The 20,607-nt window shown below is 50.9% G+C and carries 15 protein-coding genes; 13 read left to right on the forward strand and 2 right to left on the reverse strand.

Annotated features, from left to right (window positions below):
• Nucleotides 1-2: 2 nt before the first annotated feature.
• From DWX32_RS12025 to sigE, 10 genes are all read left to right on the forward strand, one after another.
• Entirely contained in the window at nucleotides 3-2,057 is a 2,055-nt protein-coding gene (locus tag DWX32_RS12025) for a peptidoglycan D,D-transpeptidase FtsI family protein (RefSeq protein WP_117760486.1), read from the forward strand.
• Nucleotides 2,058-2,139: 82 nt separating this feature from the next.
• Complete coding sequence (locus tag DWX32_RS12030; protein ID WP_118640307.1) at nucleotides 2,140-3,873, forward strand: peptidoglycan D,D-transpeptidase FtsI family protein; 1,734 nt, start codon at nucleotides 2,140-2,142, stop codon at nucleotides 3,871-3,873.
• A 240-nt stretch (nucleotides 3,874-4,113) separates the two neighbouring features.
• The gene (gene mraY, locus DWX32_RS12035) at nucleotides 4,114-5,070 is read left to right on the forward strand and encodes a phospho-N-acetylmuramoyl-pentapeptide-transferase (protein WP_055226954.1); all 957 of its coding nucleotides are present in this window, start codon (nucleotides 4,114-4,116) and stop codon (nucleotides 5,068-5,070) included.
• A 19-nt stretch (nucleotides 5,071-5,089) separates the two neighbouring features.
• The gene (murD, locus tag DWX32_RS12040; RefSeq protein ID WP_055226952.1) at nucleotides 5,090-6,457 is read left to right on the forward strand and encodes a UDP-N-acetylmuramoyl-L-alanine--D-glutamate ligase; all 1,368 of its coding nucleotides are present in this window, start codon (nucleotides 5,090-5,092) and stop codon (nucleotides 6,455-6,457) included.
• Nucleotides 6,458-6,521: 64 nt separating this feature from the next.
• Nucleotides 6,522-7,604, forward strand: a complete 1,083-nt coding sequence (locus tag DWX32_RS12045; protein WP_118660199.1) for an FtsW/RodA/SpoVE family cell cycle protein — start codon at nucleotides 6,522-6,524, stop codon at nucleotides 7,602-7,604.
• Between the two features lie 84 nt (nucleotides 7,605-7,688).
• Nucleotides 7,689-8,954 (forward strand): UDP-N-acetylglucosamine 1-carboxyvinyltransferase, encoded by a 1,266-nt coding sequence (gene murA, locus DWX32_RS12050; protein WP_117804198.1) that lies wholly within the window; start codon nucleotides 7,689-7,691, stop codon nucleotides 8,952-8,954.
• Nucleotides 8,951-9,898 (forward strand): cell division protein FtsQ/DivIB, encoded by a 948-nt coding sequence (locus tag DWX32_RS12055; protein ID WP_117760483.1) that lies wholly within the window; start codon nucleotides 8,951-8,953, stop codon nucleotides 9,896-9,898. The genes murA and DWX32_RS12055 overlap by 4 nt, the downstream gene beginning before the upstream one ends.
• A gap of 185 nt (nucleotides 9,899-10,083) precedes the next feature.
• Nucleotides 10,084-11,265 (forward strand): cell division protein FtsZ, encoded by a 1,182-nt coding sequence (gene ftsZ / locus DWX32_RS12060; RefSeq protein ID WP_055219889.1) that lies wholly within the window; start codon nucleotides 10,084-10,086, stop codon nucleotides 11,263-11,265.
• A 189-nt stretch (nucleotides 11,266-11,454) separates the two neighbouring features.
• Nucleotides 11,455-12,318: a sigma-E processing peptidase SpoIIGA gene (locus DWX32_RS12065; RefSeq protein WP_158554986.1), complete on the forward strand. Its 864-nt coding sequence runs from the start codon at nucleotides 11,455-11,457 to the stop codon at nucleotides 12,316-12,318.
• A gap of 42 nt (nucleotides 12,319-12,360) precedes the next feature.
• Nucleotides 12,361-13,059: an RNA polymerase sporulation sigma factor SigE gene (sigE, locus tag DWX32_RS12070; RefSeq protein WP_330377007.1), complete on the forward strand. Its 699-nt coding sequence runs from the start codon at nucleotides 12,361-12,363 to the stop codon at nucleotides 13,057-13,059.
• Nucleotides 13,060-13,147: 88 nt separating this feature from the next.
• On the opposite strand, the gene DWX32_RS12075 is transcribed toward sigE, so the two are convergent.
• Nucleotides 13,148-14,452: a glycoside hydrolase family 27 protein gene (locus DWX32_RS12075; RefSeq protein WP_118660201.1), complete on the reverse strand. Its 1,305-nt coding sequence runs from the start codon at nucleotides 14,450-14,452 to the stop codon at nucleotides 13,148-13,150.
• A gap of 111 nt (nucleotides 14,453-14,563) precedes the next feature.
• On the opposite strand from DWX32_RS12075, the gene DWX32_RS12080 reads away from it, so the two are divergent.
• The 3 genes from DWX32_RS12080 (at nucleotide 14,564) to DWX32_RS12090 (ending at nucleotide 19,834) form a co-directional block, all read left to right on the forward strand.
• Nucleotides 14,564-15,421, forward strand: coding sequence for an AraC family transcriptional regulator (locus DWX32_RS12080; RefSeq protein ID WP_117509636.1), 858 nt, complete (start codon nucleotides 14,564-14,566; stop codon nucleotides 15,419-15,421).
• A gap of 77 nt (nucleotides 15,422-15,498) precedes the next feature.
• Nucleotides 15,499-16,857 (forward strand): sodium-dependent transporter, encoded by a 1,359-nt coding sequence (locus DWX32_RS12085; RefSeq protein ID WP_055226948.1) that lies wholly within the window; start codon nucleotides 15,499-15,501, stop codon nucleotides 16,855-16,857.
• Between the two features lie 175 nt (nucleotides 16,858-17,032).
• Nucleotides 17,033-19,834, forward strand: a complete 2,802-nt coding sequence (locus DWX32_RS12090) for a glycoside hydrolase family 3 protein (protein ID WP_117804196.1) — start codon at nucleotides 17,033-17,035, stop codon at nucleotides 19,832-19,834.
• 110 nt (nucleotides 19,835-19,944) lie between these two features.
• Here DWX32_RS12090 and DWX32_RS12095 read toward each other — a convergent pair whose 3' ends face one another.
• Nucleotides 19,945-20,574 (reverse strand): HdeD family acid-resistance protein, encoded by a 630-nt coding sequence (locus tag DWX32_RS12095; RefSeq protein WP_022462612.1) that lies wholly within the window; start codon nucleotides 20,572-20,574, stop codon nucleotides 19,945-19,947.
• Nucleotides 20,575-20,607: the final 33 nt, after the last annotated feature.

The following is a 20,607-nucleotide window of genomic DNA, read 5'->3' on the forward strand; positions in this document are numbered from 1 at the left end:
GTATGAGCAGAAAACTGGTAGCACTCTTTTTGGGAGTGATGCTGGTTTTTGTTGCTTTAGCGATTGACATTACGTATGTGAATGCCACAAAGGGAGAAAAATACGAAAGACAGGTTTTAAGCCAGACGCAGCAGTCCTACGACAGCAGGACAATTCCATTCCAGCGGGGAAGTATCACCGACCGGAACGGAACGATTCTGGCAACGAGTGAGAAGGTTTACAACGTTATTCTCGACTGTAAACTTGCCAATACGACGGTAAAAGATGAAGAAAAGAACGATACCCATCCGTACGTCGATCCGACCGTAGCAGCACTGGTTGAATACTTCGGACTCGACGAGACGGATATCCGGGATCGTCTGACCGGCGAAACGACAAAAGAAAGCCAGTACCAGGTTCTCGCCAGAGAGGTCTCGATGGACGCGAAAAAAGCGTTTGAGGCCTATGTGGACGAGTACGCGGACAAAAAGAACAAGGAGCTCGATGAGAACGAGCAGGCGGAAAAAGCATACCGTGCCAACATCCGCGGCGTCTGGTTCGAGGAATCCTACCACAGAACGTATCCGTTAAATTCACTTGCCTGCGATCTGATCGGCTTTACGTATTCAGGAGACACGGCAGACTGGGGAATCGAAGGGTATTATTCCAGTATCTTAAATGGCGTGAATGGCCGCCAGTTCGGCTATTACAACGAAGATGCGGATATGGAACAGACGATCATCGAGGCGCAGCCGGGCAAAAACGTGGTTACGACGATTGATGTAAATATTCAGAAGATCATCCGCACGGCGATCGAGAATTACAATGAGCGGATTCATGTCCAGAACGGCGCGGACGAATCGGACACTGAGACGAACCGTCAGACAAAAGCGGCAAAGAATATCGGCGTTGTCGTGATGGATCCGAACAATGGAGAGATTCTTGGTATGGATTCTTCCGACTGGTATGACCTGAACAATCCAAGAGATCTGACACCGTTCTATTCGAAGGAAGAAATTGATGCGATGAACGATAACGAGACAATGGAGGCTTTGAGTGCCATCTGGAAAAACTACTGTATTTCCGATGCATATGAGCCAGGTTCCACGGCAAAACCGATGAACGTGGCGGCGGCATATTCCCTCGATGTAATCGATGATGATACCCTGTTTGACTGTGAGGGGTTTGAGACGATTGCAGGGCAGATGATCCGCTGCGGAGCTTATCCGGGAACACATGGCGTACAGACACCGGCCGATGTACTGAAAAACTCCTGCAACGCTGGTATGATGCAGATCGGACAGAAGATGGGAGCAGCGGAATTTCTCCGCTATCAGGATATTTTCGGTTTCGGCAGTCTGACAGGAATTGACCTGCCGGGTGAGGCGTACGGCCTGGTTCACACGGAGGATACCATGGGACCGACCGAGCTTGCAACGAGTACATTCGGACAGGGCTATACCGTGACGATGGTACAGCAGGCAGCTGCGTTTTCCTCTCTGATCAACGGAGGCAATTATTACCAGCCGCATGTGATGAAGACGATCACGGACAGCACAGGAGCTGTTGTTGAGAGCAATGAGCCGAATCTGGTGCGTCAGACGGTTTCCGCGGAAATCAGCGATAAAATGAGAAGTTTCCTCCAGGGAGTCGTGACCGATGGAAGCGGCCAGAGTGCAAAGGTTGCCGGTTACACGATGGGAGGAAAAACAGGTACTGCACAGAAGTATCCGCGAGGCAATGGAAAATATCTCGTTTCCTTTATCGGATTTGCACCGGTAGAAAACCCGAAAGCTGTTGTTTACGCGATTGTGGACGAGCCGGATGTAGAAAATCAGGCGAACAGTGTGCTGGCACAGGAGATCGTAAAAGAGATCTACACAGAACTGCTGCCGTATTTGAACGTATTCCCGGATGATACGGACGGTGTGACGGGCGAAGGCTCCGAGACCGGAACGGATGATCCAAACGTAGCGGCACCGGTACAGGAAGACGATACGGAAAACAGTGCTGAAAACAGCAATATCGAGAACGGCGGTCTGACAAACGCCGAGCTGGATCTCATCAATGAAGAGTAAAAAAACATAAAAAACAAAAGACATAACCCCATAGCAGTTTCCATATAGTGTTATCATAATGGATTCGGCTATGGGGTATTCTATGCGTAAAAACAAAACGTATCACCGGAAAAAGACGGTTCTTCTGTGGGTACTCTGCATGGGAATGATGGTCGGACTTGCCGGGCGGCTGGTGTATCTGTGTGTGTTCCGGTCCGTCTATTATTCCGAGAAGGCGGATGATCTGCACGAGCGGGAGCGCGGGATCAAGGCGGCGCGCGGCCGGATTCTTGATGCAAACGGGGAAGTTCTCGCGGCAAACCGCACGGTCTGTACGATTTCCGTGATCCACAGCCAGATTGAGGAGCCGGAGGCGGTGATTGCGATGCTGGTAAAAGAGCTTGGAATTTCGGAGGAGACGGCGCGGAAACGCGTGGAGAAGCGGTCTTCAATCGAGCGTGTCAAGACGAATGTGGACAAGGAGACGGGTGATACCATCCGGTCGTACGGATACGCGGGGGTAAAAGTGGATGAGGATTTCAAGCGGTATTACCCCAAAGGGAAGCTGGCGTCGCGCGTTATCGGCTTCACCGGAGGCGATAATCAGGGCATCATCGGACTGGAAGTGGAATATGAGGAAATTTTAAAAGGAATCAACGGAAAAATCCTGACGACAACGGATGCGCGCGGGATTGAGCAGAACGGCATCGGGGAGAGCCGCCAGGAGCCGGTGGCGGGAAGGGACTTAAAGGTCAGCCTGGATGTCAATATCCAGGCGTACTGCCAGCAGGCAGCGGAAAAGGCGATGGCAGAAAAACAGGCGGACAGCGTCTCGATTCTTCTTATGAATCCGCAGAACGGAGAAATCTATGCCTGTGTCAATGTGCCGGAGTTCGACCTCAACGATCCGTTCACGCTGCAGCAGGATACAACGGGACTTTCGGAAAAAGAAATTCAGGATCTGCTGAACCAGATGTGGCGGAATGCCTGCATCAACGATACGTACGAGCCGGGATCTACCTTTAAGATCATCACGATGTCGGCGGGACTTTCGGAGGGCGTTGTGTCGCCGAACGATTCGTTTTTCTGTCCCGGCTACAAAATCGTGGAGGACCGCCGGATCCACTGCCACAAGCGGACGGGACACGGAGCCGAAAACTTCGTGCAGGGCGCGCAGAACTCGTGCAACCCGGTGTTCATTGAAGTGGGGCTGCGGCTCGGTGTGGAAAAGTTCTGTGATTACTTCCGGAATTTCGGCCTGATGGAAAAGACGGGGATCGATCTGCCGGGCGAGGCATCGACGATTATGCACAAGGAGGAAAACATCGGAGAGGTTGAGCTTGCGACGATGGCATTCGGCCAGTCCTTCCAGATCACGCCGATCCGCCTGGCGGCGACGGTCTCTGCGCTCGTCAACGGCGGAAAAATGGTGACGCCGCATGTCGCAACGGATGTGCTCGATGAAGAAGGAAATGTTGTAAAGCATCTGAATTTTCCGGAAAAAGAAGGGGTTCTTTCGGAAGAAACTTCCAGGACGGTGCGCGAAATTCTGGAAAGCGTCGTTTCAGAAGGGTCTGGAAAGAATGCGTACCTCGAGGGATATTCCATCGGCGGAAAGACGGCAACTTCGCAGACACTTCCGCGGAGCGCCAACCGCTATATTTCCTCATTCCTCGGCTTCACCCCGGCGGAGCATCCGACGGTGCTGGGGCTTTGCATTATCCGCAATCCGCAGGGCGTCTACTACGGCGGAACGATCTGCGCGCCGGTGATCCGCGATATCTTTTCCAATGTACTTCCGTATCTCGGTATTGGACACAATTCTCAGGAAACCTGAGAATTGTGTCCTTCGCAGCCCTCATTTAAAGTTTTGCTTCGCAAAAGGAGGGCTGCTCACACCTGAATCACTTTCTTACGCAGCGAAACAGCAAGTGTTTCACTGCTGAGCGAACCGTAACTTGGATTATAAAAGAAGGTTGCGAAACAGAACAAAAAGCTATATACTGAATAGGCTGGAGAAAATATTTTGACATGCCTGTTCCGTACACAATCCGTACAAAAAGGAAGAGGTGCGTCTATGAAAAGAGAAATGATCCTGCCGGTTCTTCTTTCCTTTGGCATCAGCCTGGCGCTGGGGCCGGTTCTGATCCCGTTTCTGCGAAAAGTCAAAGCGGGGCAGAAGGAGCGGGAAGAGGGTGTGCCGAGCCACCAGAAAAAAGCGGGAACCCCGACGATGGGCGGCGTGATGTTTCTGGCGGCGTTTACCGCAGTTTCCCTCCTTTTCCGGAAAGAGGGAGCGGAAGTGGTTCCGGTGCTGTTTCTGACGCTTGGTTTTGGCCTGATCGGCTTTCTCGATGACTATCTGAAAGTCGTGCTGCACCGCAGCGACGGGCTGTACCCGAAGCAGAAAATGGCACTGCAGGCAGTGATTACAGCAGTCTTTCTGTGGTATTTGGCGCGTTTTTCCGGAATTTCCCTCCGGATGCGCATTCCGTTCCTTCCAGGCAAAGAGCTGGACGCAGGGATTTTTACGATTCCGTTTCTCGCCTTTGTGATTCTTGGAACGGTCAACGGTGTCAACTTTACCGACGGCCTTGACGGACTGGCGGCGAGTGTGACGATTTTAAATGCTGTTTTCTTTTCCGTGGCATCGATCGGCCTCGGAAACGGTGTTTCCCCGTCCCCGCTTGCGGTTATCGGGAGTCTGCTGGGGTTTCTGGTATTCAATGTATTTCCTGCCCGCGTCTTTATGGGCGATACCGGAAGTCTGGCACTCGGCGGTTTCGTCTCGGGAATGGCGTGTTTCTTACGTCTCCCCTTATTTCTGCCGCTTGTGGGATTCATTTATATGATGGAGATTCTCTCTGTGATCCTGCAGGTGTCATTCTTCAAACTGACGAAGGGAAAACGGATCTTCAAGATGACGCCGATCCATCACCATTTCGAGCTGATGGGCTGGTCGGAGACACAGATTGTGACGGTGTTTGCTACAATCACAGCGATACTATGCCTGATCGCATTGATGGGGCTTTAAAATATGGAGGTAATCAAACATGATTTTCGCAGGAAAAAAAGTACTGGTTTTCGGAACCGGAAAGAGTGGAATTGCAGCGGAGGAGCTGCTGCACAAGAAAGGTGCTTCTGTCGTTCTTTACGATGGAAATGACAAACTCGAAAAAGAAGAAATCTTAAAAAAATTAGAGAGCCGTGACAGCGTGGAAGTTGTCTTAGGCGAGCTCCCGGAGGAGATGCTCGACAGCCTTGATCTTGTCGTTTTAAGCCCGGGCGTTCCGACGGATCTGCCGGTTGTCCTTAAAATGAAAGAAAAAGAGATCCCGGTCATCGGTGAAGTGGAGCTGGCGTATCAGGTAAGCCGCGGAAAAGTGCTTGCGATTACCGGTACTAACGGAAAGACCACCACAACATCGCTGCTCGGCGAGATCATGAAAGCATATCAGCCGGAAGTAAAAGTGGTCGGAAACATCGGAACCCCGTACACATCCGCGGCACTCGACACGACAGATGATACCGTAACGGTTGCCGAGATCAGCAGCTTCCAGCTGGAAACCATCAAAGAGTTCCATCCGGCGGCAAGTGCGATCACAAACATTACCGAGGATCATCTGAACCGCCATCACACGATGGAAGAGTATATCCGCGTGAAAGAGTGTATCACCGAAAATCAGACGATGGATGATCTCTGTGTGCTGAATTATGAGGACGAAATCCTGCGCCCGTTCGGCGAGAAACTGATGGCAGAGAAGAAAGTACAGGTGATGTACTTCTCGAGTCTGCGTGCGTTAAAGGACGGCATCTATTATCAGGACGGCGAAATCCGCATTGCAAAGAACGGCGAGACGGAGCTTCTGACCAGAACCGACGACTTAAAACTGCTCGGCCTACATAATTTTGAAAACGTCATGGTTGCTTCTGCGATGGCACTTCATGCAGGCGTGCCGATGGAAACTGTCCGCAAAGTCATTCAGGAGTTTGCAGGGGTAGAGCACCGCATCGAGTATGTCTGCGAGAAGGACGGCGTGGCATATTACAACGATTCCAAGGGAACGAATCCGGATGCGGCCATCAAAGGCATCCAGGCGATGAACCGCCCGACTCTGCTGATCGGCGGCGGCTACGACAAGCAGTCCACCTACGAAGAGTGGATTCAGGCATTCGATGGAAAGGTACGTTTCCTGGTTTTGATCGGAGATACGAAAGAGAAGATCGCAAAAGCGGCAAGAAACGTCGGATTCAACGACATTATCATGGCAGACAACTTAAAAGAAGCCGTACAGATCTGCCACGACAAGGCAAATGCAGGGGATGCGGTTCTTCTTTCCCCGGCCTGCGCAAGCTGGGATCAGTTTAAGAGCTATGAGCAGCGCGGTGAGCTGTTTAAGGAGTACGTAAGAGCACTGTAAAAACGTCATATCAGGAAACTATCCCGCATAAGCTGAAAAAGAGCGAACGGCGGGTGTGGCGCGGATGCGGAAGGAAAAAGAGAAAAAAATAGATGGGACGCTGCTGGTGACGGTATGGATTCTGCTTGGCCTTGGCCTTGTGATTCTGTACAGCGCCAGCGCGTATAACGGCCGGGTCAGATTCCATGACCCGGCTTATTATTTCAAGAAGCAGCTCTTTGCAAGTGCGCTCGGTGTGATCGGTATGTATGCGGTTGCAAAAATAGATTACCGGCGGCTGTTTGCACTGGCACCGTGGTTTTATGCGGCTTCCCTTGCGCTCTCGACGGCGGTGCTCTTTTTCGGAAGTGAGTACAACGGCTCGAAGCGGTGGTTAAAGCTTGGCCCCTTATCGTTCCAGCCCTCGGAATTTGCCAAGATGGCGGTGATTCTCTTCCTGCCCTGGGTGATGGAGCACACGAAAGGCCGGCCCGACAGTCTCTGGTTTATGACAAAGGCGGTGCTGTGCACCCTGCCGATTGCAGCGCTTGTCGGAAGCAATAACTTAAGTACGGCGATTATTTTGCTCGGAATCTGTGCATTTCTGATCTTTATTTCACATCCGGGCTACCTGCCGTTTCTCGGAATCGGAGGCACCGGCATCGGGTTTATTGCCGTTTTTCTGATGATGGAGAGCTACCGCCTCGAACGCCTTGCCATCTGGCGCAACCCGGAGGCGTACGAGAAGGGGTTCCAGACCATTCAGGGACTCTATGCGATCGGCAGCGGGAGAATCTTTGGCTGCGGGCTTGGAAAAGGCCTGCAGAAGCTTGGCTTTGTGCCGGAAGCGCAGAATGATATGATCTTTTCGATTATCTGTGAGGAGGGCGGACTGTTCGGCGCCTGCCTGGTGATCGCCGTGTTTGCGGTGCTGATCTGGCGCTTGATGGTTATTTCGATCCATGCGCGGGATCTTGGCGGAGCACTGATTGCGGGCGGAATTATGGGGCATATTGCGCTTCAGGTGATCCTGAACATCGCGGTTGTGACAAATACGATTCCGAATACCGGCATTACGCTGCCTTTTATCAGTTACGGCGGCACCTCCGTGCTGTTTCTGCTCGGCGAGATGGGGCTTGCCCTGTCGGTCTCGAGGGACACCGATTAAAAAGGCGGAAAAGCGCTGCAGAACGGGAACAAAACGGGAGTGTAATGCATACCGTAAAAAGAGAGGCCGGATGGGAGAGAACAGGTGGGAGTATATCAGATTCTCGGCGGAAGGCGGCTTTGCGGAACGGTAACAGTCCAGGGTTCCAAAAATGCCGTTCTTCCCATGATCGCGGCGGCGGTTCTGACAAAAGAGGAGGTCGTGCTGGAAGGCTGCCCGAAGATTTCCGATGTGGAGGATATGGCGGAGATTGTAAGAAGCCTTGGCGGAACAGTCTGGTGGGAGAGGAATGCGCTCCACCTGAACTGTGAAAAGATCGAAAAAAGCCGTGTGGAGGGAGCGCTTTCGAAGAGACTGCGCGCCTCTCTTTTGTTTCTGGGAAGTCTTCTTGCAAGGACAGGGGAGGCATACCTTGCAGGGGCCGGCGGCTGCCGGATCGGAAAGCGGCCGACGGACCTGCATCAGAGGGCAATGGAGCTTCTGGGAGCCGAGGTCTTCGAGGAGGACGGCACCATTCGGGCAAAGGCAGATCATCCGAAAGGAGCCGTGCTCTGCTTTCCGAAAAAGAGTGTCGGGGCGACGGAAAATGCGGTTCTTTTTGCTGTCGGAGCGGAAGGTGCAACAAGGCTGGAGCACTGTGCGCGGGAGCCGGAAGTGGTTCATCTCTGCCGGTTTCTTAAGGCTATGGGAGCGGAGATTACCGGCGAGGGGACGGAGCAGATTACCGTTTACGGAAGGCAGGGAAAGAGACTGCTGTCCGGCTGCCGGTATCGTGTTCCGGGTGACCGGATCGCGGCAGGGACGTATCTTCTGATGGGCGCGGCGACGCGGGGGCACCTGACGCTTTCCGGCGCGCCGCTGGACGAAATGGGGGCGGTTCTGTCCCTCTATCAGAAAATAGGTGGACAATATACAAGGAAGAGTGGTACACTGGTAGCAGACAGCAAAAACGTGCAGCATGCTGTTCCGTACGTGGAGACAGAGGAATATCCCGGTTTTCCGACGGATCTGCAGTCGCTGTATCTGGCGGCAGCGATGACGCTGGAAGGAAAGAGCTGTATCTGTGAAAATGTATTTGAGGACCGCCTCCGGACGGCAGAGGAGCTGCAGAAAATGGGCGGTACGCTGCAGATCTGCGGAAAATGGCTGACGGCCGAAAAAAGCCGTCTGCACGGTGCAGAAGTTGTTTCCCAGGATCTTCGGGGCGGCGCGGCACTCGTATCGGCGGCGCTTGCCGCAGAAGGATTTTCCACAATCCGGCAGACAGAACTGATTGAGCGGGGGTATGAACGGTTTCCAGAAACGCTCCGGGAACTCGGAGCCAAGATTATCGTAGAAAAAGAAATATGAGACAGAAAAAAAACAGAAAAAAGAAGAAAAACAGAAAAATACGGATTCTGACCGGGGTGGTGCTTGGCGTCGGCCTTGCAGGTGCCTTGTTTTTTAATGTGTTCAAAATCCGCAATATCCAGGTGGCGGGGAACACCCGGTATACAAAAGATGAAATCAAAGAGATGGTCGCGGACGACAAGTGGATGAAAAACACGGTGCTTCTTACGACGTTTCATTCGAAGGTTGATATGAGCGATATTCCTTTTATGAACTCCGTGGAGTTTACGTTTGTAAGCTATGACACCATCTGCATCCAGGTAAATGAGAAAAAAGTGGTCGGTTATGTCGAGTACGAAGGCCAGAAGGTCTATTTTGACAAGAACGGCATCGTGCTGGAGTGCGTGGACGAGGAGCAGGAAACACCTGCGGAGGGTGAGCCTTCCGACGGAACCGCCTCCGATGGAACGAGTGCGGATGGATCTCTTACGAGTGAGTCGCTTGCATCCGAAAGCGTATCATCCGATGGCACAGCATCCGAAAGCAGTACGTCCGACGGTGCGCTCTCGGCGGATACGATTAAAAGTGCACGTGTGACAACGACAGACTTTCAGCCGACCCTTTCCGATGTTCCGCTTGTAACAGGACTTACGTTTGACTATGTGACCGTGAACAAGCAGCTCCCGGTTGAAAAACCGGCAGTTTTCCGCACCATGCTCGCACTTACGAGAATGACGGAGAAATACAATATCACGCCGGACAGTGTGGAATTTAATGAGAACAGCGAAATTATTCTGCATTACTATGATACCGTGCGGATTCTGCTTGGAACCGATACGGCGTTAGAAGAAAAGATGACGCGCGTAGCAGCAATCCTGCCGAGCCTTTCCGGTCTTTCCGGAGAACTCCATATGGAGGATTACAAGGACGGCGACAGCAGCTTTGTCTTCTCGAAAGATGTATAAGAGGAAAGGAAAGCCGTCAAAAAAACGCAATAATCCTGAATTTTTTATGAAATACGAAAAAAACAGTTGATTATTTTCCGAAGAAATTATATTATATCTTTATGTATGACCATCAGAATATCAGACTATTTTGAGATAGACAGCAGTTCATAATCAAAAGGAGGAAGTTGAAATTGTTAGAGATCATGACAAATGAGGCAGAATCATCTGCAAAGATTATCGTAATCGGTGTAGGTGGTGCAGGAAATAATGCTGTAAATAGAATGGTGGAGGAATCCATCGGCGGCGTTGAATTCGTTGGAATCAACACCGATAAACAGGCGCTGACCCTCTGTAAGGCACCTACCATTCTCCAGATCGGCGAGAAGCTGACCAAGGGACTGGGCGCAGGAGCAAAACCTGAGGTTGGAGAGAAAGCAGCCGAGGAGAGCATCGAAGAGCTCAAACAGATCATGGAAGGCGCTGATATGGTATTCGTCACCTGCGGTATGGGCGGCGGAACCGGAACAGGTGCAGCACCGGTTGTAGCAGGCGTTGCAAAAGAAATGGGCATTCTGACTGTCGGCGTTGTAACAAAACCGTTCAAATTCGAGGCAAGAACCCGTATGAGCAATGCGCTGATGGGAATCGAAAAACTCGAGGAAAACGTAGATACCCTGATCGTGATCCCGAACGACAAACTTCTTGAAATCGTAGACCGCCGGACAACCATGCCGGAGGCATTAAAGAAAGCAGACGAGGTTCTGCAGCAGGCCGTACAGGGCATCACAGACCTGATCAACCTGCCGGCACTCATCAACCTCGACTTCGCAGATGTTCAGACCGTTATGACCGACAAGGGTATCGCCCACATCGGTATCGGCGAGGCAAAGGGCGACGACAAAGCGCTCGAGGCTGTACAGCAGGCTGTTTCCAGTCCGCTGCTTGAGACCACCATCGAGGGTGCAAGCCACGTTATCATCAACATTTCCGGAGATATCTCCCTTATGGATGCAAACGATGCTGCAAGTTACGTACAGAATCTGGCTGGAGAGGATGCAAACATCATCTTCGGTGCTATGTATGATGATTCTGTTACCGATACAGCGAAGATCACCGTTATCGCAACAGGTCTCAACGATGCAACGGCGAAACAGGCAAGCGTATCCCGCAAAGAGCCGGCAGATGCAAGAAAGAGCGCATTTTCCAGCAGCAGCTTCTCTGCACAGGCAGCCGCTCCGGTACACACTGCTCCGAAAGCTTCCGCTCCGGTACAGCCGCAGCCACAGGTTCAGGTGCAGCCGCAGGTACAGGCTCAGCAGACCATGACAAGCAATGTTCCGAAAAAGGACATCCAGATCCCGGATTTCTTAAGAAACCGCAGATAAGCAAAGAATAATAAGCAAATAACGAATTTACCTCGACACGCCGCAGACCGAAAATGTTGCGGCGTGTCGAAGTTTGTTGATCAAAAAAGAAGGTCATTCTTCCGAAAACGACAAAAAATTCACCCCCTTCCGTCTATAATAGGGTCTGTTAGAAATTCAGACCATGCAAAAGGCGCAGGGGGTGTTTTTTTGCACTATGAGATCTTTCTGGATCTTCTCTTTGCAGAGAATCTTCTGCTGAATTATACTATTCTGCGCCTTTCCTCCTTTCTTCTGAAACGATCTGCCACGCGAAGAAGGAGTTTTGCGGCAGCCGCGCTCGGCGCCGGTTATGCGGTGCTGTATGCCGTGTTTGCACGGTATCTGCCGGGTGCGCTGCTCGCCCTGGTCGGAATCGGAATTACAACAGGGATGGTGAAATCTGGCTGCAGAATCACGACAGTACGGGATCTTGTGGTGGGAATGGCAGGCTATATACTGTCCGGTTTTCTGATCGGCAGTGCATACCGCCTGTTCCGGGAGCTGATGCCGGGAAGGGGAATTTTTCTTTTTCTTCTTTCCGGGAGTGCCGCATATGCGGGAACACTCCTCCTGCTGAAGATCCGAAAGGAGATGCTCCTGGAACACGCCAGGCAGGTTACGGTACAGCTTGTGCAGAATGGGAAATGGAAAAAAGTAAAAGGACTGTACGACACGGGCAATACTTTGCGGGATGCCACAACCAAAAAGCCGGTCTCGGTCGTACCGTACACTGTGATACTCGAATTGTTCCCGGACGAAATGCGGACAGGGATTGCGGCGCTTGCAAGGCACGAGACGGTGCCGGAGCCGGAACGGCTTCTTGCGCTGCAGCCCCGTTACATACCGTTTCGCGGACTGGAAGGCCGGGGCTTTCTGCCGGTGATCCGGATCTCGGAAATGATTCTTGTGACAGAACATACAGCCAGGCACATAAGCGGACCGCTGATTGCGCTTGGCGGAGAAAATAGTTCATCTCCCAGGGGCTATGAAATAATTTTGCATCCAGATCTCATGGAAGGACAGGAGGAATGAAGTATGCTGCAGGCTGCACTGCCAAACGGATTCCGGCTTCGTATGCTGCCGCGGTCCGTGCCGGCTGTATTTCGTCAGACAGGGGAAATTTTTTATATCGGGGGCACAGATGTTCTCCCGGCGCCTTTGGAAGGACAGGAGGAGGCCGATGCGATTGCGGGGCTTTCCGATCCGGAAAACGAGACGGCAAGGAGCGAGCTGATCGAACACAACTTGCGTCTCGTCGTCTACATTGCACAGAAATTTGATAATACAGGAGTTGGTGTGGAGGATCTGATTTCGATTGGAACCATCGGCCTCATCAAGGCAATTAACACGTTCAATCCGGAAAAAAAGATCAAGCTTGCCACGTACGCGTCCCGGTGCATTGAGAACGAGATTCTGATGTATCTGCGGAGAAATAACAAGACACGGATGGAGGTCTCGATCGATGAGCCGCTCAATGTAGACTGGGATGGAAATGAGCTTCTTTTGTCGGATATCCTCGGAACGGAGGAGGATGTGATCTATCAGGGGCTCGAGCAGGAGGCGGAACATCGCGTGCTGGGAAGCGCAATCAGCAAGCTCTCTGAGCGGGAGCAGGTGATCGTGAAACTCCGGTTTGGCATCAATATGCCAGAGGGGCGGGAGAAAACGCAGAAAGAAGTCGCGGATCTTCTCGGGATTTCCCAGTCGTATATCTCGCGGCTGGAAAAACGGATTATGAAGCGGCTGCGGAAAGAGATTGCGCGGTATGAATAGAGCATAAAAATGCCCTGCCCGGAGGAAAAACCATTGTTTTGGTCCCGGGCAGGACATGATTTGCTGCTTGTTTTAAGAAATGATCGTTTTATCGTGTTTCAAAACGGCATACGCTGCAGGCGTGCGGAGCAAGAGAAGCAGAAAAACCGCCGTTTAAAGAAAGTGCTTTACCGCTCCAGAGTTCTTTCGCCGCAACAGACTCCAGTGGGCAGTCTGCATCGGCAAGTGTGGAAGAAACCGTCTGCGGTGCATCCGAAAGATTAAAAAGTGCAACGTAGGTTGTTCCGGTTGTGTCATCCTTTGCATACCACACAGCTTCATTGTCTGTACGCGTGATCTGATGCGGACGAACGGACGGAGGCAGCATCGCGAGAATATCCGTGTTCGTAAGAAGTGCCAGTGTATCGTCATCGAGAAGCGTCATTTCGGCACCGAGCATCAGTGGAGAGCCGAAGAGACACCAGAGTGTCATCATCGTTTTCTGCTCATCCGGGGTAAAATACGTATGATGTTCTGTAGCAAAACCTTTTCCGAGTTCGCCAAGCGGCAGCATATCACAGTCCGGATAACAGCCGGCAGAGACGTGGCTCTGCCAGAGCTCGCAACGCTGGAACATATCCTTTAACTGTGCCCAGTTGTCCCAGAAATCATCGGTGATGCGCCAGAGATTCGCGTGCTTTTCATAGAACCATGCTTTCTCTATGAGCGCAGGTCCCGGAGACAGAGAGAGGACGATCGGCCGTCCGCATTTTTGGATGGCATTCGAGAGCATCTCGATCTCATGCGCAGCTGCAAACGGATTTTTGTGCATGTTGGTATTACAGATATCATCGCATTTAATGTAATCAACACCCCAGGAAGCGTAGAGCTCCAGCAGGGAATCATAGTAAAGCTGTCCTTCCGGAAGATCGCGTACACCGTACATATCCGGATTCCAGCCGCAGATGACCGTAGGATCGGCAACGTGTTCAGCACCAAGAGAACTGTTCTTGATCTTTCCGTGATGATGTGCAGCGATTCGCGGAATACCGCGCATGATGTGAATTCCGAATTTCAGCCCCAGACTGTGTACATAGTCGGCAAGTGGTTTAAAGCCGGAACCGTCTGCAGAAGATGGAAAACGTTCGGGATCCGGCAGCAGACGGGAGTATTCGTCCATTTCCAGTTCAGAGAATGGAATATACTGATACCGGTCGCGCATGGAACCGGCCTTTTTTGCATACCACTGGATATCCACTACAATATACTCCCAGCCATATGCTTTTAAGTGCTTTGCCATATAGTTGGCATTTGCCTTTACCGCAGCCTCGTCCACGGTTGTATCATAGTAATCGTAGCTGTTCCAGCCCATCGGTGGGGTTGGTGCACATGTATTTTTGTTTGTCAGATGCATAAGAAAAAACTCCTTTCTAAAGCAATGCTTGTTTTTTTCTGATAAGAAAAGTATAATAAAGGACATAGTGCAAAACAAGAAGACAAACCGGATAAAAGAGGTAATTTTTTGATGGAAGATCTGATCGGAGTATATGGAATCCTGGATCTGGATCACTGGCCGAACGCTCCGTTTTTGCTGCTGGACGGCGGGGTGGAAAAGAGATGGAAGGAACCGTATGCATTTCATAATACAGACCGCGGAACATATTCCGGATGGCTGATGCAGTATACGCTTTCGGGAACAGGATGGTTTGAAAAAAACGGAAAAACGTATGAAATGCGTCCCGGGAGAGGATTTTTGTGTCAGATTCCGGAGAATAGCAGATATTATCTGCATCCGGAATCCGAAGAACCATGGATTTTTCTGTATTTTCATTTTCGTGGAAGTGCAGTGTCCTATGCGGCAGAACGACTGTTTGAAAAAACAGGAGATGTTTTTTATGCGGATGCAGATAGCGAGCCAATTCGGACTGCACTGCAGATGCATCGAAAACTGAAAAACGGTTACCGGTCGGAACCGTATGAATGCGGTGTGTTTTTGTATCAGTTTTTTTGTTCTCTTCTGCGGGAGGTACAGCGTCCGGAGCGGAAGCAGACACATTTTTTTGTTCGGGAAGCGATACGGCAGATGGATACCGACTGCGCATCTGTGCAGGGGATTGAACAGCTGGCAGAACAGAGCCGGGTTTCCTTTGCCCATTTTACGAGATGCTTCCGGGAGGAAACAGGCGTTTCTCCCATGCAGTATCTTCAGGAAGCGAGAATTCGCAAAGCGATGACGCTGCTCTTGAATACCGGAAAGAGTGTGGAAGAGATTGCAGCAGAAACCGGATTTTCCAGTGGAAACTATTTTGGAAAAGTATTCCGTCACCATATGGGAATCTCGCCGTCGGCATACCGGAAAGAACGGCAGAACGGTGCTGTCTGAAGTCTTGGTTTTGTACGAAGATGTACTTGCGGAGAAATTCCGGGAGTATGGAAGAAAAAAGGGAGGAACAAAAAGAAATGGAACGAGAAACATTCCAATCGCGCCTTGGCTTTCTTCTGCTTTCGGCAGGATGTGCCATCGGCATCGGAAATGTATGGAAATTTCCGTATATGGTAGGAAACAACGGAGGCGGCATTTTCGTGCTGTTTTACCTGCTGTTCCTTGCCATCATGGGAGTTCCGATTCTGTCGATGGAGCTTGCCATCGGAAGAGGAAGCAAAAAGAGTACCGTGCGCGCGTATGGGGAACTGGAAAAGAAAGGGCAGAAGTGGCATATCCACGGATACGTTGCCCTCATCGGAAACTATCTGCTGATGATGTTCTACACCGTCGTTGCAGGCTGGATGCTGTACTATTTCTACAGCTTTTTAATCGGAAAATTCAGCGGCCTGACAGGCGACGCCGTAACCGGAAAATTCAACGAGATGCTTTCATCTCCGTCGATTCTTGTCATTACCATGCTGATTATTACAATTGCAGGCTTTCTGATCTGTTCGGTGGGTCTGCAGAACGGCGTGGAGCGTGTTACAAAGGTGATGATGATCGTGTTGATGGTCATCATGATTTTCCTTGCGGTTTACAGCTTTACGATGCCGGGTGCCAAAGAGGGACTGAAATTCTATCTGGTGCCGGATATGCAGCAGATCGAACAGGTGGGACTGTTCCACATTATCACAAACGCGATGAGCCAGGCATTTTTTACGCTGAGCCTTGGTATCGGCGCGATGCTGATTTTCGGCAGCTACTTAAACGGCGGAAAATCCCTGCTCGGCGAGGCAGTCAGCATTGCAGCGCTCGATACGTTTGTAGCGATTACCGCAGGCCTCATCATTTTCCCGGCGTGCTTCTCCTACAACGTACAGCCGGACAGCGGCCCGAAGCTGATCTTTATGACGCTGCCGCACATTTTCACCTCGATGAAGGGCGGACGGATTTTCGGAAGCTTCTTCTTCCTGTTCCTGTTCTTTGCGGCGCTGTCTACCATCATCGCTGTATTTGAGAATATCATGTGCTGTTTTTCTGAGATTTTCGGCGTTTCCAGAAAACAGTCAGCCATCATCAACTGCATTCTGGTGATCTTAGGATCCCTGCCGTGTGCACTCGGCTACAATGTGTGGTCCGGATTCCAGCCGCTCGGCGCAGGAAGCACCGTTCTTGATCTTGAGGACTTTATCGTCAGCAACCTTCTGCTGCCGGTCGGCTCTCTGATTTACCTTCTGTTCTGTACTTCAAAATGGGGCTGGGGCTTCAAAAACTACCAGGCAGAGGCAAATAAGGGCGGGGGCCTGAAAGTGCCGGACTGGGTACGGGTTTATCTTTCTTATATTCTGCCGTTGCTGCTTCTGGTATTAATTGTCCAGGGACTGATCGGATAAGACAGGAACAAAAAGGTCAATATCAGACGAAAAAAAGATAAGAAAAGAACTGGAAAAAAAGCCAGGAATACGAGATAATAAAAGACAAGAGACCAGAACAGGTGCCGGGACCCGGAAGTATCAGGTGTCCCGGCACTTGTCGGATCAGAAAGGATACAGGAGAAAGGGGAACAAAATGGGAAAATTTACACCACTGGATTTCAACAAATATGCAGCACTGGCCCGTCAGGCAGCGGCAGAAGGCTGTGTACTTCTGAAAAACGAAAATGAGGCACTCCCGCTTCGAAAAGGAGACAAAGTGGCTGTTTTCGGAAGAATTGCATTCCACTATTATAAGAGCGGACTTGGCTCCGGCGGTCTTGTCAATACGAAATACGTTGTCGGTATTCTGGATGCCTTAAAAGAAGAAAAAGACATTACACTCGACGAGAATCTTCTTGGAACATACGAAAAATGGATCGAGAAAAATCCGTACGACGAAGGACAGGGCTGGGGCAAGGTGCCGTGGTCCCAAAAAGAGATGGAGCTGACCGACGAGATCGTGGAGAGTGCAAAAGGCGCCGATGCAGCCATCGTTGTTGTAGGCCGTACCGCAGGTGAGGATCAGGACAACAAAAATGAGGCAGGCAGCTATCTCTTAACCGATACTGAAAAAGAGATGGTAGAAAAAGTCAGCAAAGCATTTGCAAGAACAATCGTTGTGCTGAACGTCGGAAACATTATCGACATGAAATGGGTGAAAGAGTGCAATCCGGCAGCTGTTCTCTATGTATGGCAGGGTGGTCAGGAAGGCGGAAACGGTGTTGCCGATGTACTGATGGGAAGAGTCAATCCGTGCGGTAAGCTGACCGACACGATTGCAGAGAATATCGAGGACTATCCGTCCCAAAGCTGCTTCGGCGATCTGACCCGCAATGAGTACAAAGAGGATATCTACGTCGGATACCGCTACTTTGAGACCTTTGCAAAAGAGAAAGTATTGTATCCGTTCGGTTTTGGTCTTTCCTATACGACATTTGCCGTGACCGCAGAGGCAGAAGAGAAAGATGTTGACAATGTAACCGTGACGGCAACCGTTGAAAATACCGGCAAAACGGATGGTAAAGAGGTTGTTCAGGTTTATGTAAAAGCTCCGCAGGGTGTTCTTGGAAAACCATCCCGCGCACTCGTCGGTTTTGCAAAGACCGGTGTTCTTGCACCAGGCGCAAAAGAGACGCTGACGATCGATGTGACCAAAGAGAGCTTTGCATCCTACGATGACAGCGGTGCAACCGGCCACAAATCCTGCTACGTACTCGAAGAGGGCAGTTATGAGTTCTACGTCGGAAGCGATGTCAGAAGCGCAGCCTTTGCCGGTGCATACGAGCAGCCGTTCAAAGTGGTTGAGATCCTGACCGAGGCTATGGCTCCGGTAGAAGCATTTGAGCGCATGAAAGCTGTTCCGGGCGAAGACGGAACGTTAAAACCGGGATATGAGGCAGCTCCTCTGCGCACCGTAGATCCGATCGAGCGCATGAAAGAAAACCGCATGGAGCCGATCACCTATACCGGTGACAAAGGCTACAAGCTCGGTGATGTCCTGGATAAGAAAGTAACGATGGAAGAGTTCGTGGCACAGCTTTCCGATGAAGATCTGATCTGCATCTTCCGCGGCGAGGGCATGTGCAGCCCGAAGGTTACTCCGGGAACCGCAGCAGCATTCGGCGGCCTGACACCGGAACTGCAGGAATTCGGTATTCCGGCAGCCTGCTGTACCGACGGCCCGTCCGGACTCCGCTTTGACTGCGGAACGAGAGCCTTCTCCATGCCGAACGGAACCCTGCTTGGCTGTACGTTTGACCTTCCGCTGGTAGAAGATCTGTACGAGATGGCAGGACGCGAGATGAGACAGAACCGTGTCGATGCCTTGCTCGGACCTGGTATGAATATTCACAGAAACCCGCTGAACGGCCGTAACTTTGAGTATATCTCCGAGGATCCGTACCTGACCGGATGGATCAGTGCCGTACAGATTCTTGGTATGGAAAAATCCGATGTAACCGGAACCATCAAACATTTCTGTGCAAATAACCAGGAGTCCAACCGACATCATGTGGACGCCGTTGTTTCCGAGCGTGCCCTGCGTGAAATCTATCTGAAGGGATATGAAATCGCAGTCAAAGAAGGCGGCGCAAGATCCATCATGAGCACTTACGGACCGGTCAACGGCATCTGGACTGCAGGAAATTACGATCTTCTGACCACGATTCTGCGCGGCGAGTGGAACTACGACGGCTTCGTTATGACTGACTGGTGGGCAATGTCAAACCGTGAGGGATATGAAGCAACCAAAACAACCCATGCACCGATGGTATCTGCCGGAAACGATGTCTTCATGGTATGCACCGACTGCTCCGATATGGGACAGGACGATGTGAAAGAGGCACTGGAAAACGGCGAGATCACAAGAGGCGACCTGCAGAGAAATGCGATGAATGTCCTGCATTTCATCCTTGGAACTCCAAGCATCTTACGGTTCCTGGACCGCATCAGCGAGGAAGAGAAAGAAGCACAGGAGCAGATGGGCGACAACGATTTCGTTGCAGCAGATCTTGTAACATACGAGGCAGATCCGGCAACGGGAGATGTTGTGATTGACGCATCCGCATGGAACACGAAAAAAGGAAACAGTGAAGTATGCGGTGTTACGATTCTGGCTGACAAGATGGGAACGTACGATATCGAAATCGAGATGAAATCCGATCTGGAAGACCTCGCACAGCTGCCGGTAACCGTGTACATCGACAATATCGTAAAAACTATGATCAGCATCCGCGGAACAAAAGGTGAGTGGATCAAAGAGACGAGAGACCTTGGCTTCTTCTTCGGCCCGAACCACTACCTGAAGCTGTACTTCGGCGCAAATGGTCTGGAGCTTGGAAAGATCCGCCTGAAGTTAAGAGAAGGCATGGAAGTACTGAGCAAACACGAGGAATAAATAAAAAAAGAAATACAGAGAAAAACCGGAACCCGGGAGCCGCTGTTTGAAAGCGGTGCCGGGTTCCGGTTTTTCGTATGAAAGAAGATTTTTATGGAAGAAGCTGTTTTTTAGTGAAGCTCGTCCTCATCCACATCAATCACATTGTCATCGTGCAGGATTTTCTGCTGGTTGATCTCTGTCTGGATGACGTTTTTGATCCGGCGTTTTGCGCGGCCCATGTAGTAGGTGGTGACAAGATCGGAAATGCCGCTGTAGACAAGGCAGATACCGATGAAAATGTTTGTGGTTGCAACGGCATCAAACGGATTGGTACAGATGATGATGCCGAGAACGCTGGTTAAAAGAGCCAGCAGGAACTCAAGCCACCATTTTTCCAGCCCTGTTTTTTTGAGGTTGAACGCCTTCTGAATGCTGAGCAGTCCGTTTGCCAGAAGGATGATACCGATGACAACCGGGATGAATGCGATTACAAGGTCACTTTCAAAGATAACGAAGCAGCCGAACAGAATCAGTACCAGGGCAACGAACAGATCGTAGCGGAAGAAAAACGGCTCGCCGCGGCTTGCAATGTAGCGGATCAACGCAACAACGCCGCCAAACAGGAGCAGTGCTCCAGCGATATAACAGATCAGCAAACTCGTTTTTACGGGGTAGACGATCAGCACGATACCTAGTATAATAGAGACAGCGGCTGAAAGCAGGAAACTGTTTTTCACATCCTGAAAAAATTGTTTCATAAGGATTCTCCTTTCCACTTGAATGTGGTTTTT

Source organism: Blautia sp. AF19-13LB (genome assembly GCF_003479105.1).
Classification (GTDB): Bacteria; Bacillota; Clostridia; order Lachnospirales; family Lachnospiraceae; genus Fusicatenibacter; species Fusicatenibacter saccharivorans.

Bases quoted from the DNA above. Each gene is read 5' to 3' on its own strand.
- DWX32_RS12055 (WP_117760483.1), top strand. From the start codon at position 8,951: ATGAGACAGAAAAAAAACAGAAAAAAGAAGAAAAACAGAAAAATACGG.
- DWX32_RS12045 (WP_118660199.1), top strand. From the start codon at position 6,522: ATGCGGAAGGAAAAAGAGAAAAAAATAGATGGGACGCTGCTGGTGACG.
- mraY (WP_055226954.1), top strand. From the start codon at position 4,114: ATGAAAAGAGAAATGATCCTGCCGGTTCTTCTTTCCTTTGGCATCAGC.
- ftsZ (WP_055219889.1), top strand. From the start codon at position 10,084: ATGACAAATGAGGCAGAATCATCTGCAAAGATTATCGTAATCGGTGTA.
- DWX32_RS12085 (WP_055226948.1), top strand. From the start codon at position 15,499: ATGGAACGAGAAACATTCCAATCGCGCCTTGGCTTTCTTCTGCTTTCG.
- sigE (WP_330377007.1), top strand. From the start codon at position 12,361: ATGCTGCCGCGGTCCGTGCCGGCTGTATTTCGTCAGACAGGGGAAATT.
- DWX32_RS12095 (WP_022462612.1), bottom strand. From the start codon at position 20,574: ATGAAACAATTTTTTCAGGATGTGAAAAACAGTTTCCTGCTTTCAGCC.
- DWX32_RS12075 (WP_118660201.1), bottom strand. From the start codon at position 14,452: ATGCATCTGACAAACAAAAATACATGTGCACCAACCCCACCGATGGGC.
- DWX32_RS12030 (WP_118640307.1), top strand. From the start codon at position 2,140: ATGCGTAAAAACAAAACGTATCACCGGAAAAAGACGGTTCTTCTGTGG.
- DWX32_RS12080 (WP_117509636.1), top strand. From the start codon at position 14,564: ATGGAAGATCTGATCGGAGTATATGGAATCCTGGATCTGGATCACTGG.
- DWX32_RS12025 (WP_117760486.1), top strand. From the start codon at position 3: ATGAGCAGAAAACTGGTAGCACTCTTTTTGGGAGTGATGCTGGTTTTT.
- murD (WP_055226952.1), top strand. From the start codon at position 5,090: ATGATTTTCGCAGGAAAAAAAGTACTGGTTTTCGGAACCGGAAAGAGT.
- DWX32_RS12090 (WP_117804196.1), top strand. From the start codon at position 17,033: ATGGGAAAATTTACACCACTGGATTTCAACAAATATGCAGCACTGGCC.